The sequence below is a fragment of the Neokomagataea tanensis genome (genome assembly GCF_006542335.1).
Classification (GTDB): Bacteria; Pseudomonadota; Alphaproteobacteria; order Acetobacterales; family Acetobacteraceae; genus Gluconobacter; species Gluconobacter tanensis.
In genome coordinates, this window is the sequence record NZ_CP032485.1 from 178,241 (window position 1) to 194,481 (window position 16,241).

Here is a 16,241-nt window from a genome sequence, read left to right on the forward strand (position 1 = left end):
AATGACCGATACCAAAAATACACCCCCGACCTTTGGCCGTTATCCGATCCTCGATCGCGTCACTCTACCGGCCGATATGCGCAACCTCTCGGTTGACCAGCTCCGCCAACTGGCTGACGAATTGCGGGCCGAAACCGTAGATGCCGTCTCCACCACAGGTGGCCATCTTGGTGCATCCCTCGGCGTTGTTGAGCTGACGGTCGCGCTGCACTCCGTGTTCAACACGCCTGATGACCGCATCATCTGGGACGTAGGCCATCAGGCATATCCCCACAAAATCCTGACAGGCCGCCGGGATCGTATCCGCACTTTGCGCCAGCCAGAAGGCCTTTCTGGCTTCACACGCCGCGCAGAAAGCGAGTACGACCCCTTCGGCGCCGCTCACTCATCAACGTCCATCTCTGCTGGCTTGGGCATGGCCGTCGCGCATCACCTCCGCGCGGAAGACGATCCCAGCTACAGCGAACGTAACGTCATTGCTGTCATCGGTGATGGTTCCATCTCCGCTGGCATGGCTTACGAAGCGATGAACAACGCAGCCGTCGCTGGCCCGGGCGCTAATCGTCTCATCGTCGTGCTGAACGACAATGAAATGTCGATCGCTCCTCCCGTCGGCTCAATGTCGAACTACCTTTCACGGCTCCTGAGCTCACGTCAGTTCTTCAACCTGCGCGATTTGGCTGGTAAGTTTGCAAAGCGCCTACCCAGCAAAATCGAACGCACCGCGAAACGCGCTGAAGAATATGCACGCGGCATCATAACTGGCGGCACCCTATTTGAAGAGTTGGGCTTCTATTATATCGGTCCGGTTAACGGGCACGATATGAACCAGCTTGTGCCTATTTTGCGCAATCTGCGCGATGCGGACGATCAAGGTCCAATTCTGCTGCATATCCAGACCGAGAAAGGTCACGGCTACAAACCTGCCGAAGCTGCTGGCGACAAATACCACGCCGTCAATAAATTCAATGTTGCAACCGGCGAGCAGAAAAAAGCTCCTGCAGGCCCACCAAGCTACACGTCTATCTTCAGCCGTGAACTCATGCGCCGTGCGGCCACAGACGAGCGCCTGATCACTGTGACGGCAGCTATGCCTTCTGGCACTGGCCTCAGCGATTTTGCACACAAATATCCAACACGTTTCTTCGATGTCGGCATCGCCGAGCAGCACGCCGTCACCTTTGCAGCGGGCATCGCAAGCGAGGGCCTACGCCCAGTGTGCGCAATCTATTCTACCTTCCTGCAACGCGCTTATGATCAGGTTGTACACGACGTCGCTCTGCAAAACCTCCCCGTCCGCTTCGCCATTGATCGCGCGGGCCTCGTAGGCGCTGACGGCGCAACGCACGCTGGTTCATTCGATCTTAACTACCTGTGCTGCCTCCCCAACATGGTCGTTATGGCACCGGCCGATGAAATCGAATTGCTGCACGCCACAGCCACAGCCTGTGAATACGATGACGGCCCAATTGCCTTCCGCTATCCACGCGGCAGCGGTGAAGGCCTAACACTTCCTGAACAAGGCGAGGTTCTCCCCATCGGTAAGGGCCGCATTGTCAAAGAAAGCAACGTCACCCCTAACCAAAAGTCTGGCGTAGCTATCCTTTCTCTTGGCCCGCGCCTGAACGAATCTCTGCGCGCTGCTGAAGAACTGGCAGCCCAAGGCCTGTCCGTAACCGTGGCTGATGCACGTTTTGCCAAACCAATCGATACAGACTTGGTTGAGACTTTAGCGAAGCGTCACGATGTCTTCATCACGCTTGAAGAAGGCGCAATTGGCGGCTTCAGCAGCTTGGTTGTGCAACACTTGGCAGAAACCGCCCTGCTCGACGGCGTTAAGTTCCGTCCGATGGCTTTCCCTGACAAGTACATCGACCACAACACACCTGCGGCACAATACGAAGAAGCGGGCCTGACAGCTCCTCACATCGTAAAGAGCGCGCTTTCTGCTCTCGGCAACGCCCCGACGTCAGAAAAACAAGCGTAATCATGGCCAAGCGTCGCGTCGATCAACTCCTTGTAGATCGCGGTCTGGTAGAAAGCCGGACCCGTGCGCAAGCCCTGATCATGGCCGGTTTGGCCTACTCAGGTGATCGGCGGATTGCCAAAGCTGGAGACCAACTTCCTGAAGATGCGCCCCTGTCCCTCAAAGGACAGGACCATCCTTGGGTATCTCGCGGCGGCTTGAAGCTTATCCATGGCATCGAACATTTTGGCTTTTCGCCTGATGGCTTAATTGCCGTGGACGTTGGCGCTTCAACTGGCGGCTTTACAGATGTTTTGCTGACCAACGGGGCAAGCAAAGTCTATGCTGTAGATGTCGGGCACGGACAACTCGCCTGGAAAATCCGCTCAGACGAACGCGTTATCGTCATGGAAAAAACCAATGCGCGGGCGCTAACTGCGGAACAAATCCCTGACAAAATCGGCGCCGTAGTCTGCGATGCAAGTTTTATCAGCTTGAAGACAGTTTTACCCGCAGCTCTGGCCCTAACCACAGATAATGCATGGGCTATAGCTCTCATCAAACCACAGTTTGAAGCAGGCCGCGCAGAAGTTGGCGCAAAAGGCGTCGTGCGGGACCCTGCAGTGCATGAACGCGTCTGTGCAGAAATACAAGAATGGTTCGCCTCACTGCCCGGCTGGGATGTCATAGGCATCGAGCGGAGCCCTATCACCGGGCCAGAAGGCAACGTCGAATTTCTAATCGGAGCCAAGCGCACCAACGCTGCCTAATGTGCAGTCCGTATTTTATGTCCTCGTCTAAAGGCTTGAAATAAACGAGGACATGATACCGAGCTTAGCATTTCTTGCTGCTGTAACACTTTTCTAATTGCGAATAATTATCATTATATATATTCAAGCCAAACTCTTTTGGTTTGGATTTCTGCAATGGCATTTCAGTTTACTTTTAAGCAACTTGCTTTTACCAGCGTCGCGCTCGTCAGCTTGTGCAATATCGGTTATGCAACCGCCAAAGACGACGACCAGCAAAATATCACTAAAGATACAAAACCCGTTGAACGCCTCGTTGTCCGCGGCCGGAAGCCTTCGACCGTTGCAGCATCTGCAACCAAATCCGACACACCAATAATTGACACGGCACAGTCCGTCAGCGTCGTCACGCGTAACGAAATGGACATCCGAGGCGTGCTGAACCTCAACCAAGCCATACGTTATATCGCAGGCGTCACTCCTGATCAGCGCGGCGGCTCTATCACGCGATATGATTTTTTTGCGCTACGCGGCTTCACCGTACCAACGTTTTTAGACGGCCTAAAACTTCAGGCGAGCCCTACGGGCTTCGCAAGCCCCCAAACCGACACGTCACGCCTTGAGCGCGTTGAAGTCCTTAAAGGGCCCTCTTCTGCCCTTTACGGCCAATCAAGCCCCGGAGGCCTCGTAGCGCTCTCGAGCAAACTTCCAACGGACCAACGAAATTACGGAAGCATTACCGCCACAGGTGGCAGTTTTGACCTCTGGCGCGTCGATGCGGACCAAGGCGGTTATGCCAATACAGACGGCACAGTACGCTACCGCATCTACGGTACAGCCAACGGGCAACACAGCCAGCTATCCAAGACAGGCAGCGAGCGCTTTTCAATCAGCCCTTCCGTTATGATCGGCGGTGATGGCCCCACAACCCTAACATTGCTCGGAAATTATCAGTACGACCCTAAAAACTCGTCCTATGGCTCTCAGCCTTACGTGGGCACCTTAAAACGTGCATCTTACGGGTATTTGCCACGCGATTTTTACGATGGTGATTTAGGGTACGAAGAATTTAAACGCTACCAAGGTGCGCTAACCTACATCTTCACACAGCGCATCAATAACGATTGGAGCTTCACATCGCGCGGGCGCTACGACAACGTTCGCACTTTGTATGAAAGCGTCTACGGCAATAATATTTACAGCGCACCAACTACACTTACACGCGGAGCCGGCTTCGCCCGCGAGCGGATGCAAAATCTGGCGTTCGACAACCAACTGCGCGGCCACGTTAAAACAGGCCCTGTAAACCACAATATCATGACCGGCTTTGACTATCAGCAGAGCAATGCGACTGAGACTGCTGGCTTTGGGGATGCACCAGACCTAGACGTCCTAAATCCGAACTACCGTCAAGTTATCCCAACAATTACAGATGTCTACGACTACCTGAGCAAGCCGCGCCAATACGGCGTTTACGGTCAGGACGAAATGACCATCGGTCGCCATCTCTTCCTGAACGGCTCCATTCGCCATGATTGGTATCACAGCACCGCCTATGCTGCCGGCACCCGAACTGATCAAAACGCGCAACAAATCACATGGCGCGCATCCGCCTTGTATCACTTTGACTTTGGGCTCTCACCTTACGTCTCTTACTCCACGTCATTTGAACCCCAAAGCGGCCTCGTGCAGTCGGGCGACACATACCGTCAGGCAGATCCGTCAAAGGGCAAGCAAATTGAAGGCGGCACAAAATATCAGATCCCCGGGACCCCCGTGCTGCTCACCGCAGCAGGCTTCCATATCGAGCAAACCAACGTCCTCGTGCCTGTCGGCAACCTCGGCTACAACACCCAAAGTGGCAAAGTACATTCTGACGGCTTCGAACTTGAAGCACACGCCGACATGTACAAAGGCCTTATGCTGGATGCCTCTTTCAGTTCCCAGCGCGTCCATGATGATAGTACAGACCGTCCGCTCATTCAGTCCAGCCGCGGCAACGTGTCCGCTTTTGCTTTCTACAGCGTACAAAAAGGCTTGCTTTACGGTGCGGGCCTAGGGTTTGGTATCCGCCACATGATGGGCACTTACGGTGGCGTTTCAAGCGAATATGGGGATATTTACGTGCCGAGCTATACGGTGTTTGACGCCTCAGCACGCTACGATCTCGGCCGAGCAAACCCATCACTAAAAGGCTGGAACATCTCGGCCAGCGTACGTAACCTGTTTGACAAGCATTTCGTGGCGAGTTGCTACTCCGATTGGTGCTGGTACGGTGAGCGCCGCAATGCACAAGCGAGTGTTGGCTATAGCTGGTAAACGCGCACATAATCGTCGCATAGCGCATGCTGTTCTTGCTGCCATCATCGGTTATGGCGCAGCAACGGCGCTGGCTGCGCTATGCGGCGCCTTGCTGCCGATTGATGGTCCCGAGCGGGCGCTCAGCGGAATGTTCATCGGCTTTATCACATGGCCCTGCGTGACTATTGCCGCTTTCGGATTAACACGTGATCTCCCTCAACTTCTCAAATTTGCAGCACTCCCCACCAGCTTGCTCCTCTTTGTCGCTTATCTGTTGGGTTGGCGTGCATAATGCATGAGTTTCGTTCAGCTGTGGCTCGCCTTCACGAATGGGCGGGCTTCTTTATTGGCTGGATTGTCTTTGCCATCGCTTTATCTGGCTCCCTTGCCGTATTTCGGCCGGAAATCAGCCAGTGGATGCGCCCTGAACTCGCCACCATGAAAGCAGACCCTCTCTTCGCGACGGAATCTGCCGTTACATGGCTTCAGAACAACGCGGCCAATGCACCTGCATGGTACCTCACCCTGGCAGAGAAACGCGCTCCGTATATTGAAGCCCTGTACTTCAATGGCACTCGCTACGTGGAGCGGGCGCTAGACCCCGCCACAGGCTCACCAGATACTATCCGTGACACAATGGGCGGTGATTTCTTCTACCGTTTCCATTTTGAGTTACAGTTGCCGCATCCATTTGGCCGCATTATTTCAGCTTCATGCGGGCTGGCGATTGTCCTCGCACTGATTACCGGCGTCATCGTTCACAAGAGAATATTCGCTGATTTTTTCACGCTGCGTTTTTATAAAGGCCAAAGAAGCTGGCTTGATTTCCACAACATAACAAGTGTTGTGTCGCTTCCCTTCCATTTCGTTATCGCTTTTTCGGGGGCAATGACATTATGGTCGCAAATACTCCCTGCGAGCTTATCAACCGCCTATCCCCATAATATTATGCAATATTACACGGATTTAGACCCCGTGACTGAGCCTTTAAATCCAACGCATATTAAAGCGCATTTATCCCCAATTGGCCCAATGCTGCACGAGGCGGAAAAACACTTCGGCACGGATGGCATTGCTCAGGTATTTATTTACAATCCCAATGATAAATCCAGCTTGGTTATTATAAAAAGTGGGAATGGCAACCACATAGGGTATGATACACATACACTCAGGTTTGATGGCAGTACTGGTCACATCCTGCGAGAGCAAAAAGAAGACCGCCCGATCGTTACGGCTTTTTCTGTAATTTACGGCCTACACATTGCCCGTTTTTCCAATGTTTTCACACGCTGGCTTTACTTCGCATCCGGCATTTTGCTCGCACTTGCGGCTGCAAGCGGCCTCCATCTCTGGGTTTTACGCAAAAAACGCCAGAAGCAAAGCCTTAAGTCATTCAAAATAATTGAAAAACTAAATACCTCAATCCTTTATGGGTTACCGATATCATTCAGCTTATTTTTTATAGTGAACAGATTAATACCTATTAAAATATCAAATACCACCGCAATAGCGCGCTCAGATATGGAAATTTACTCTGTATTCCTCTCGTTATTCTTTTTCGTATTTTTAGGGATCGTCCTAAAAAATACTCACCTCAAACAGGTACTTTCCTCCTTTGGTTGCGCAGCGTTTTTGTTTCTTTGCTTGATGGGATACCCTTGGAAAAACCCCATTATGTTTTCCACATCCCTCATCTCAATCGCGCTTTTGATAATTTACGCGGTCCTTTACAAAAATGGTCGCGCGCAATGTTAGAGGCCCTTTCTGACGTTCTCACCTCTTTATTGTTCTCCGCCTCGTCTTACCGCGGCGAAAAACTCTTGGGCATAAAACGAGAGCATTGCCGCATATTGCGTTTATGCGCTTGGCCTATGCTCGTTCTAGGCTTGGTCCTGCATCTTGTGCTCAGCCAAACTATAGGCTTTGCGCTGGTATGCTGGGTTTTTGGAATAAGCCTTTCTTTTGGAATCAACGGGGCTGCGCTTGGTTGTGTAGAACACTTCAAATCACCCCCCAAAAAGCCCCGGAAGCGCAGCTGATACTGATTTTCACCCCTTAGCACATCGCTATGAAAGCCCCTGCAAAGACGCACTTTCCGTTATGTACGGACAATTAATACGGGGCTTCACATTTTTCTTTTGCAAAAAGCCCCCCGCCCCGTGCTATGGCTCCCACGCCATGACCACCTTAATCCATCCAGACGTCCTGCCGCGTGTTAATTCATCTGCGGCAGATGCCCTTAATGACGCCGAGCGCGATCGTATCCGCGCGAAATCGGCTATGTTTGCGCCGCCCGAGGCTCGCTTAGCTGACGGGCGTAGAGACCTTGTGGGCCTCTCGCGTGAAGAACTCGCCGAAGTAATGGCGGATATTGGCGAAAAGCCATTCCGGGCAAAACAAGTCTGGCATTGGATTTACCACCAAGGCGCGACAGATTTCTCTCGCATGAGTACCATTGCCAAACCATTACAGGCGAAACTTGCTGAGCACTTTGTCGTCGGTCGCCCCACAACGGCTACCGAGCAAACATCTGTCGACGCCACGCGCAAATTCCTTTTCCGCTTCCGCGACGGACAAGAAGCCGAAACAGTCTACATCCCCGACCGGCGCGAAGACCGCGGTGCAGTCTGCGTGTCCTCTCAAGTAGGCTGCACATTGTCCTGCACCTTCTGTCATACAGGCACGCAAAAGCTTGTGCGTAACCTCGGCGCGGCAGAAATCGTCGGACAGTTCATGGCCGCACGCGACAGCTACAACGAGTGGCCCAGCCCAAGAGGCGACACGCCGCGCCTTCTTTCAACCATCGTTTTGATGGGTATGGGGGAGCCACTCTATAATTACGACAATATTGCCAAAGCCATGAAAATTATCATGGACGGCGAAGGTATTGCCCTTTCTCGTCGTCGCATCACACTGTCAACATCAGGCGTCGTCCCACTGATGGACCAGTGCGGTGATGAGCTAGGCGTTAATCTGGCAATCTCTCTGCATGCCGTAACCAATGAGTTGCGGGACCAAATTGTGCCGCTTAACCGTAAATACCCTATCGAAGAGCTTATCGCAGCTTGCCGCCGTTACCCAGCGGCTTCCAACTCCCGGCGCATTACTTTTGAATACATCATGCTGCGCGACGTCAACGACAGCGACGCCGACGCGCGCGAGCTTGTGCGGTTGATTAAGGACCTGCCGGCAAAGGTAAACCTCATTCCCTTCAACCCTTGGCCGGGCTCTGAATTCCAGCCCTCCACACGCAATCGTCTTAACAGTTTCGCTAAAATTGTCATGGATGCGGGCTTCTCCTCCCCTATCCGTACCCCACGCGGGCAGGACATCCTTGCCGCATGCGGACAGCTTAAAACAGAAAGCGAACGCCTGCGTCGTAATCACTGATCGTTTCTTTAGGGTAACTTCCGCAAGGCAGTTTCCCTATGCGAAAAGCGGTGCTAGAAGACAAGCCTGACTTATTACAGACTATAAGGACCACGCCACGATGACTGCCCACCAGGACGTCAAGAAAGTCGTACTCGCCTATTCAGGCGGACTGGACACCTCCGTCATCCTGCGCTGGTTGCAGAAGACATATAATTGTGAAGTCGTGACCTTCACAGCCGATCTCGGCCAAGGCGAAGAGCTGGAGCCAGCACGCAAAAAAGCTGAAATGTTCGGCGTGAAGGAAATCTTCGTAGAAGACCTACGCGAAACATTCGTGAAAGACTATGTCTTCCCCATGTTCCGTGCAAACACGGTCTATGAGGGCCAATATCTGCTCGGCACATCCATTGCCCGCCCACTTATTGCACAACGCCAGATCGAAATTGCTGAAGCCGTCGGCGCAGATGCGGTAGCCCATGGCGCCACCGGCAAAGGCAACGACCAAGTACGCTTCGAGCTTGGCTACTATGCCCTTAAGCCTGACGTTAAGGTTATTTCGCCTTGGCGCGAATGGGACCTTACCTCCCGTACAAAGCTTCTGTCTTTCGCTGAAGAAAACCAAATCCCCGTCACAAAAGACAAACGCGGCGAGGCCCCCTTCTCCGTTGATGCCAACTTGCTGCACTCCTCCTCCGAGGGCAAACTCCTCGAAGACCCAGCAGTGGCACCTGACGAGATCGTCTTCCAGCGCACAATCTCCCCAGAAGCTGCACCAGATACACCCACGGAAATCAGCATCGATTTCGTGCACGGTGATGCCACAGCAATCAACGGCGTTGAAATGACGCCGGCGACGCTGCTCACCCGCCTGAACGAACTAGGGCGTGACAACGGCATTGGCCGTTTGGACATCGTCGAAAACCGTTTCGTTGGGATGAAGTCTCGCGGCATTTACGAAACACCGGGTGGCACAATTCTCTTGGCTGCACACCGTGCGATTGAAAGCATCACGCTTGACCGTGAAGCCGCTCACCTCAAAGACAGCATCATGCCTCGCTATGCAGAGCTGATCTATAACGGCTTCTGGTTCTCCCCCGAGCGCCGCATGCTGCAAGCCCTGATTGATACGAGCCAACATTCCGTCACTGGCCGTGTACGTATGAAGCTCTACAAGGGCAACGTTGTCTGTGTTGGCCGTGAAAGCCCGAACAGCCTGTACGACGCCCGTGTTGTAACCTTCGAAGACGATGAAGGTGCTTACAACCAGCAAGATGCTCTCGGCTTCATCAAACTCAACGCATTGCGCCTCCGCCTTGGTGGTCAGATCGGCCGCCGTGGTGGTGCCCTCTGAGACGACGCAAGGACCACAGCATGCTCCGCGCTCTACGCTCGCTTTCCGCTCCTCTCATGCTCGCTGCTGGAGTGTTCGCCCTAGGCGGATGCTCCCACCACGACGAGTTCGATGAAGCACCGGCCCTAACGCCAGAACAATTCATGGAACAGGTCTATGCCAAGCCGGGCGTTCAAAAACTCCCCGATGGCCTAGCCTACAAAGTCTTGCGTTCTGGCCCGAAAGACGGTGAAAGCCCGCGTCACGGCTCGATGGTCATGGTCATTTACGAAGGCCGCCTCCCAGATGGCGGCATCTTCGACAGCTCTGACATGCACAACAACGGCGCCTATTCAGAGATGCCGCTTGATGGCCTCGTGCAAGGCTGGATCGAAGCACTGCCAATGATGCATGTCGGTGACGAATGGATGCTGTACCTTCCGCCTAAATTGGCTTACGGCCCTCGTCACCCCGGTATCATTCCACCGAACAGCCCACTTATTTTCAAAATTCGCCTTCTCGGCGTCGGTGGACCTCAGCAGTAACTCTCAAATACCAACGCTTACGGGCACAAACTTTTGTCCCCGTAAGCGCGGTACCCCTGATAATTCCTCAGGGCAGATGCCAGTGCGCATCACACAGCGCTTGATACAATTCACTATCCCCTGTCTCTAAGAGCTGGCCTGTATCATGCATCTTTGCCGTCCAACGGGCGGCTCTCCCACACACATGGCACCGTGCCGTTAAAGCGCGCACATCGTCTGCATGCTTAGCCAGAGCTTCAACGATGGGAAATGCCTGTTTGCGATAGTCCGTATCCAAGCCTCCGACGATGACCGTCGTCCCTTGATCTCGGGCCTCAAGCAACTCCGCGACAATATTTCCTTCATAATGAGGCTGTACCATAAACTGCACCTCATCCAGCACGACAGCCTTATACTGGCCCGCGTCTTCCGGCCACGCCGCTACTGAGCGTGCCGCTAAAGAGGTCCCATTACGGCTTGCAATTTCGGCACCGCTCCGCGTGTCAAATGCGGGCTTCAGCACCAAAACGCTCTCTACAGAACATGGTGCTGCATGCGCTTCCGCAATCAAATGCGCTGATTTACCTGAAAACATGGGGCCTACATAAAGCACCAGTCGTCCCGAACGACACATAAGCACTCCTTTCTCATGCCCCATGAGCCTCATCTTAGTAGTTTTGTCACCCCTACCCTTGATGAAACCCACCCTAAAATGCGAGAAAAAGCGCCAGAAACACGAAAGGCCTTCTTCTCCGTGATGCGTACCGGCCCTTTTCCCGCCTGCCGCACCTTGTTATGCGGCTTTGTCCTGCTCGCAAGTCTCTCGGCTTGCGGGCGTAAAAGCCCCGGCGCCCACGTCTATGGCCCCCATTGTGGTATTTGTCACCATGGTGGCGGCGGCATGCCTGGAGAAACTCCTCCGCTGGTAGGCAGGCTCGATATTATTGCCCAAACCCCTGAAGGCAGAACGTACTTAGCCAATGTCCTGCTCTACGGCTTAGAGGGCCCTTTCAAAACCCAAGGCTATAGCTACCGCTACTCGATGCCCGGTTTTGCGTCACAACTGAGCGACCACGACATTGCCGTGACATTAAACTGGCTAATTGACCAAGGCGAGACTAAGCCCGCACCACATATTACAGACGCCGAAGTCGCCGCTGCGCGTACCCACATTGGCACTCCGACAAGTACCTATAAACTTCGTGCAACCCTTGATCAGACACACCCACTTCCCTGATCCTTTTTCACCAAGGCACCTAATCGCATGAAACGCGTTTTCTCTGGCATACAACCTACCGGCATCCCTCACTTGGGAAACTACCTAGGGGCAATCCGTAACTGGGCAACACTCCAGGCAGATCATGATTGCGTCTTTTGCCTTGTAGATATGCACTCCCTCACGATGCCTTGGGAGCCAGAAACTCTCCGCCGGCAAACACTTGGTTCCGCAGCGTGCCTTCTCGCAGCTGGAATTGAGCCAACACGCCTCTACAATCAGTCCGCTGTAAGCGCGCATGCTCGCCTCGGCTGGATTTTCAACTGCGTCTCTCGTCTTGGTTGGCTGAACCGCATGACACAATTTAAAGATAAAGCCGGGAAAAACCGTGAAAATCACTCGGCTGGCCTGTATGTTTACCCCAACCTCATGGCCGCCGATATACTCGCGTTCCATGCTACCCGCGTGCCCGTTGGGGACGACCAACGTCAGCATATCGAGTTGGCAAACGACATTGCTCAAAAATTTAACCACGATATGGGCACAGATTTTTTCCCGACCATTGAGGCATTCATTCCGCCAGCCGCAGCGCGCGTAATGAGCCTGCGTGACGGCACGAAGAAAATGTCCAAATCTGACCCGTCAGAACAAAGCCGTATCACCCTCACGGATACAGCCGACGACATCGCACTTAAAATCCGCCGTGCAAAAACCGACTCCGAGCCTCTACCGTCTGAAGAAGCCGGCTTGGAAGGCCGCGCAGAGGCGCGGAACCTCGTCGCAATCTATGCTGCTATGGCAAATGAAAGCGTAGAGGCTGTTTTGCAGCGTTTTGGCGGTGAAGGCTTTGGCCCTTTCAAAACTGCTCTTGCGGACTTGCTGGTCGAGAGCCTAGCCCCAGTCGCTGAGGAAACTCGCCGTCTGCTCGAAAACGAAGACCATCTGCTCGCAGTCCTACGCCAAGGCGCGGAACGTGCACGAAGCATTTCGGAGCCTATCGTTCAGGAAGCGGAGCGCCTCGTAGGCTTTCTGCGCTAGAACATAAAAAAAGCCGACCTTCCAAGGTCGGCTTTTCCATTTCCAGTCTTCCTATCAAGTCGCATTCAAAAGCGACATAATTTCCCGTGCCGCAGCCTCGGATGGTGTGCCTTGAGGTGGCGCCAGTTTCGCCAAGACTTCCGCAAACGCATCGCGCTGTGCGGTAACGGCGTTTTCGTCCGATAATAACTGTGAAACTGTGTCAGCGAGTTTTTGAGGCGTGCAATTTTCCTGCAATAGCTCTGGAACGACCTCCCGCCCGGCCAACAAATTCACCATTGCGACATAAGGTACTTTAATCAAACGCCGTGCAAAAAATGCCGTCACGGGGTTGACCCTATACGTTACGGCCATAGGGACTTTCCCCATAGCGAGTTCCAGCGTTGAGGTCCCAGACTTCGTAAGCGCACAAGACGCAGCCGCAAAAGCATCATGCTTGTCGTGTACATCTGTCACGATAACCGGCTGGACAGGCCATTTGCGGATCATTGCACGCACGACAGGAGCCATCACAGGCGCCAGCGGAATAACCGGACACACATCCGGATGCTTTAACCGCAAAAGATCAAGCATCTTACGGAAAACGGGCAAAAGACGCGGCACTTCTGAGCGGCGACTACCCGGCATCAACACAACAATCGGCGCATCGGATGAAATTGCATGCCGCATACGAAAACGCTCTGCCACCCCTTCCTTTACCCCTGATTGCAAAACCGGGTGCCCGACAAACCGTGCCTCAAGCCCGCGCGCAGCGTACCAGTCAGATTCAAACGGCAGCAAACACAACATGCGATCCCACAGGCCGGGAAATTTTTTGACCCGTTTTGCACGCCATGCCCATGCTTGCGGAGCAACGTAATGAACCCGCTTAGCGCCGCTATGCTCAATGCGTTTCAACAACCTCAACGCAAAGCCTGGGCTATCAATGGTAATGACCATGTCCGGCTTACGCAGTTCAATATCCTGCACTGCCTCAAGCATGCGCTGGGAGAGCTGCCTCATCCGAGGCAGAACTTCGACCAAGCCCATCACCGCCAGATCCCGCATGGGGAAGAGGCTGCGCAAACCTAGGGCTTCCATCCTCCCCCCTCCGACACCGGCAAAGACCAGATCTGGGTCTTGCGCATGGAGCGCGACCATAAGGCGCGCACCAATAACATCACCGCTAGCCTCACCAGCTAACAGCCATATAACCCGGCCATGCGCCTCTTCATGGCCGGGTGGATGGAAAAAGCTATCAGGCATGTTTCGTTCCCCCGGCCTTTCTACGGCCTCAGCGGCGCAGTATCGCGCCTGTCGCTTTTTCAACAGCAGCTGCGACGGCCTTGGACACGGCATCAATTTGCGTATCTGTAAGGCTCTCAGTCTGTGGCTGCAAAATGACCTCTACACCCAAAGAGCGATGACCGGCCGGCAAGGACGCTCCCTCAAATACGTCAAACAAACGAACATCTTGGATCAGTTTGCGCTCAGCGTTACGTGCAGCCCGCAAGACAGCCTGCGCTTCGACATCTGGCCCTGCCAAGAAGGCAAAATCACGGCGAACAGGCTGCAACGGCGACAAAGCCGGTGGGGATTTGCGCTTAGCCTTCGGCATGGGCACTTGGTCAACCAAAACCTCGAACGCCACAATGCTACCGCTAAGGCCCAGTGCTTTTACAACAACGGGATGCAACTCACCAAAGCGCGCCAAAACAAGCTTGGGTCCTTGGCGCACCTGCCCAGAACGGCCCGGATGGTAGTATGATGGCGCATCCGCCGTAACCGCGAGAGACGCATCCGGCATGCCCAGAGCTGCCAATGCAGCCACGGCATCTGCTTTCACATCCCAAACGCTTGGCTCTTGTGCCGCTTGCCCGGGAGCCCGTGCACTCACCCCGCCACGAATACCCGCAAGAACGGTCTGCTGGCCAGCAGCATCAAAAACCGGGCCGAGTTCAAACAGCGCACCGTCACCAGATACAGCCAACCCACGCGCAAGGTTACGCCCCAATGCACGCCCTAGGTTAATCAACGGAGTCGAGCGGAGCTGATCAAGGTCAGTCGCGATGGGATTAAGCAGACGCAGGGCCTCTGGAGCCTCACCAAACAATACTGCATCTTCGTAAGCAACGAAGGAGAAACCAACCGTCTCCATCAGGCCCCTCGCAGCGCATATACGGCGTAAGAGTGCCTGACGCGCTTGCTGGGGCGAAACTGTTGGCGCTTGGACCATGCTTAATTGTGGCAACGCCTGTGGCTGGACGTTGTCCAAACCATACAAACGCAAAACTTCCTCAACCAAGTCACATTCCGGCTCAATGCTTCGCACAGCATCAATCAAAACCGCCTTACGGGCTTCGTCCAGATCTTCCCTGAAAGCCAAGGTATCGCAAGGCATAGCTACGTCGTTGCGCCATGACGGAACTTGGAATGTCGCACAGTCGGCATCACGGTGCAGAAGTTCGAAACCGAGCCCCTCAAGCGACACAACCGCGTCATCTGCCGTGAGATTAACACCCCCAAGCGTTGCTAACCGTGCAAAACGCAAGGTCGCTTCGCGCTTCCAGTTCGGCTCGGCACCTGCCTCAACAACCGCTCCCGGCGTCCCGCCGCACAACTCAATGATGAGGCGCGTCGCTGCTTCGAGGCCCGGACGGACAAGGGCCTGATCGACACCACGCTCAAAACGCTGACGCGCATCTGTATGGATGCTCAATCGGCGCCCTGTAAGGGCTATACGGACAGGATCAAAAAGAGCCGACTCAACGAATACATCGACCGTATTCTCATCAACACCACTTGCCTTACCGCCGATAAGCCCTGCCAAAGATTGGACCGCAGCACCATCCGCTATGACCATATCTTCGGTGCCAAGCACGTAGTCATTCTCATCAAGACCCGTGAAAGTCTCACCCGCAGCATGGGTGACGCTCAGCGTGTCACCTGTCAGCTTTGCCAGATCAAACACATGCAGAGGACGGCCGATGTCGTAAGCGAGGTAATTTGTAACGTCCACCAAGGCCGAAATGGGTTTTACACCCACGGCCTCAAGGCGTTTTTTCAACCATTCCGGGCTTGGGCCGTTTTTTACGCCACGAATCACACGTCCAGCGACTTGTGTGCAGGCAGCATGGTCAATTTTCCACTGCAATGGGGCATCTGCACCCGCTTCGACAGGGGCTTCATTCCACGCACGCAATGTGCCAAGCCCTGTCGCAGCCAGGTCACGTGCGATGCCGCGTATGCCGAGCGCGTCACCACGATTCGGGGTAATCGCAATTTCGATAACCGGATCATCCAACTCAGCGTAAGCTGCATAAGCTTGGCCGATAGGTGCTGTGTCGGCAAGTTCAGCGATTCCATCGCTTTCTTCGCCAATACCTAATTCGCGCAATGAACAGAGCATACCGCCGCTGTCCTGGCCGCGAATCTTGCCTTTCTTAATCGTGATATCCAGCCCGGGAATGTAGGTACCCGGCGGCGCAAAAATTACATGCAGCCCAGTACGCGCATTGGGAGCACCACACACGACCTGAACATCCTCGAAGCCCGCTCCGGCTTGCACGCGACAGACTTGCAAGCGGTCAGCATCAGGGTGGCGTGTTGCCTCCACAATCTTTGCTGTACGAAAACCACCCAAGCGCTGCGCTGGGTTGTCGAGGCTTTCAACCTCAAGGCCGATTTCATTCAGGCGTTTGCAGACATCATCTGCTGACGCTGTAAAATCAAGATGCTCACGCAGCCAAGAAAGGGAAAACTTCAT

13 protein-coding genes are annotated in these 16,241 nt (G+C 54.1%); 10 read left to right on the forward strand and 3 right to left on the reverse strand.

Annotated elements, in window-relative coordinates; genetic code table 11:
* The first annotated feature begins 1 nt into the window (after position 1).
* From dxs to D5366_RS00895, 8 genes are all read left to right on the forward strand, one after another.
* Complete coding sequence (dxs, locus tag D5366_RS00860) at positions 2-1,987, forward strand: 1-deoxy-D-xylulose-5-phosphate synthase (protein ID WP_141491889.1); 1,986 nt, start codon at positions 2-4, stop codon at positions 1,985-1,987.
* 2 nt (positions 1,988-1,989) lie between these two features.
* The gene (locus D5366_RS00865; protein ID WP_141491890.1) at positions 1,990-2,736 is read left to right on the forward strand and encodes a TlyA family RNA methyltransferase; all 747 of its coding nucleotides are present in this window, start codon (positions 1,990-1,992) and stop codon (positions 2,734-2,736) included.
* 156 nt (positions 2,737-2,892) lie between these two features.
* The gene (locus D5366_RS00870; RefSeq protein WP_141491891.1) at positions 2,893-5,034 is read left to right on the forward strand and encodes a TonB-dependent siderophore receptor; all 2,142 of its coding nucleotides are present in this window, start codon (positions 2,893-2,895) and stop codon (positions 5,032-5,034) included.
* A complete protein-coding gene (locus D5366_RS00875; protein WP_141491892.1) occupies positions 5,003-5,308 on the forward strand; it encodes a hypothetical protein in 306 nt (101 codons plus the stop codon). Before D5366_RS00870 ends, D5366_RS00875 begins: the two co-directional genes overlap by 32 nt.
* Positions 5,308-6,771: a PepSY-associated TM helix domain-containing protein gene (locus D5366_RS00880; protein WP_141491893.1), complete on the forward strand. Its 1,464-nt coding sequence runs from the start codon at positions 5,308-5,310 to the stop codon at positions 6,769-6,771. Before D5366_RS00875 ends, D5366_RS00880 begins: the two co-directional genes overlap by 1 nt.
* A gap of 423 nt (positions 6,772-7,194) precedes the next feature.
* Complete coding sequence (gene rlmN / locus D5366_RS00885) at positions 7,195-8,406, forward strand: 23S rRNA (adenine(2503)-C(2))-methyltransferase RlmN (RefSeq protein ID WP_141491894.1); 1,212 nt, start codon at positions 7,195-7,197, stop codon at positions 8,404-8,406.
* Positions 8,407-8,506: 100 nt separating this feature from the next.
* Positions 8,507-9,739 carry an argininosuccinate synthase gene (locus tag D5366_RS00890; RefSeq protein ID WP_141491895.1) on the forward strand — a complete coding sequence of 411 codons (1,233 nt, stop codon included), beginning with the start codon at positions 8,507-8,509 and terminating at the stop codon, positions 9,737-9,739.
* Between the two features lie 20 nt (positions 9,740-9,759).
* On the forward strand, positions 9,760-10,263 hold the full coding sequence (locus tag D5366_RS00895; RefSeq protein WP_141491896.1) for an FKBP-type peptidyl-prolyl cis-trans isomerase: 504 nt from the start codon (positions 9,760-9,762) through the stop codon (positions 10,261-10,263).
* 67 nt (positions 10,264-10,330) lie between these two features.
* On the opposite strand, the gene D5366_RS00900 is transcribed toward D5366_RS00895, so the two are convergent.
* A complete protein-coding gene (locus D5366_RS00900) occupies positions 10,331-10,876 on the reverse strand; it encodes a thymidine kinase (protein WP_141493736.1) in 546 nt (181 codons plus the stop codon).
* A gap of 15 nt (positions 10,877-10,891) precedes the next feature.
* On the opposite strand from D5366_RS00900, the gene D5366_RS00905 reads away from it, so the two are divergent.
* Positions 10,892-11,479: a c-type cytochrome gene (locus tag D5366_RS00905; RefSeq protein WP_240775280.1), complete on the forward strand. Its 588-nt coding sequence runs from the start codon at positions 10,892-10,894 to the stop codon at positions 11,477-11,479.
* Positions 11,480-11,506: 27 nt separating this feature from the next.
* A complete protein-coding gene (gene trpS, locus D5366_RS00910) occupies positions 11,507-12,496 on the forward strand; it encodes a tryptophan--tRNA ligase (RefSeq protein ID WP_141491897.1) in 990 nt (329 codons plus the stop codon).
* Between the two features lie 54 nt (positions 12,497-12,550).
* Here the strand turns inward: trpS and lpxB are convergent, their stop codons facing one another.
* Positions 12,551-13,741 (reverse strand): lipid-A-disaccharide synthase, encoded by a 1,191-nt coding sequence (gene lpxB, locus D5366_RS00915; RefSeq protein WP_141491898.1) that lies wholly within the window; start codon positions 13,739-13,741, stop codon positions 12,551-12,553.
* Between the two features lie 28 nt (positions 13,742-13,769).
* On the reverse strand, positions 13,770-16,241 hold the full coding sequence (gene pheT / locus D5366_RS00920; protein ID WP_141491899.1) for a phenylalanine--tRNA ligase subunit beta: 2,472 nt from the start codon (positions 16,239-16,241) through the stop codon (positions 13,770-13,772).

Bases quoted from the DNA above. Each gene is read 5' to 3' on its own strand.
- D5366_RS00900 (WP_141493736.1), bottom strand. From the start codon at position 10,876: ATGTGTCGTTCGGGACGACTGGTGCTTTATGTAGGCCCCATGTTTTCA.
- D5366_RS00890 (WP_141491895.1), top strand. From the start codon at position 8,507: ATGACTGCCCACCAGGACGTCAAGAAAGTCGTACTCGCCTATTCAGGC.
- trpS (WP_141491897.1), top strand. From the start codon at position 11,507: ATGAAACGCGTTTTCTCTGGCATACAACCTACCGGCATCCCTCACTTG.
- pheT (WP_141491899.1), bottom strand. From the start codon at position 16,241: ATGAAGTTTTCCCTTTCTTGGCTGCGTGAGCATCTTGATTTTACAGCG.
- dxs (WP_141491889.1), top strand. From the start codon at position 2: ATGACCGATACCAAAAATACACCCCCGACCTTTGGCCGTTATCCGATC.
- rlmN (WP_141491894.1), top strand. From the start codon at position 7,195: ATGACCACCTTAATCCATCCAGACGTCCTGCCGCGTGTTAATTCATCT.
- lpxB (WP_141491898.1), bottom strand. From the start codon at position 13,741: ATGCCTGATAGCTTTTTCCATCCACCCGGCCATGAAGAGGCGCATGGC.
- D5366_RS00865 (WP_141491890.1), top strand. From the start codon at position 1,990: ATGGCCAAGCGTCGCGTCGATCAACTCCTTGTAGATCGCGGTCTGGTA.
- D5366_RS00895 (WP_141491896.1), top strand. From the start codon at position 9,760: ATGCTCCGCGCTCTACGCTCGCTTTCCGCTCCTCTCATGCTCGCTGCT.
- D5366_RS00880 (WP_141491893.1), top strand. From the start codon at position 5,308: ATGCATGAGTTTCGTTCAGCTGTGGCTCGCCTTCACGAATGGGCGGGC.
- D5366_RS00905 (WP_240775280.1), top strand. From the start codon at position 10,892: ATGCCCCATGAGCCTCATCTTAGTAGTTTTGTCACCCCTACCCTTGAT.
- D5366_RS00870 (WP_141491891.1), top strand. From the start codon at position 2,893: ATGGCATTTCAGTTTACTTTTAAGCAACTTGCTTTTACCAGCGTCGCG.
- D5366_RS00875 (WP_141491892.1), top strand. From the start codon at position 5,003: ATGCACAAGCGAGTGTTGGCTATAGCTGGTAAACGCGCACATAATCGT.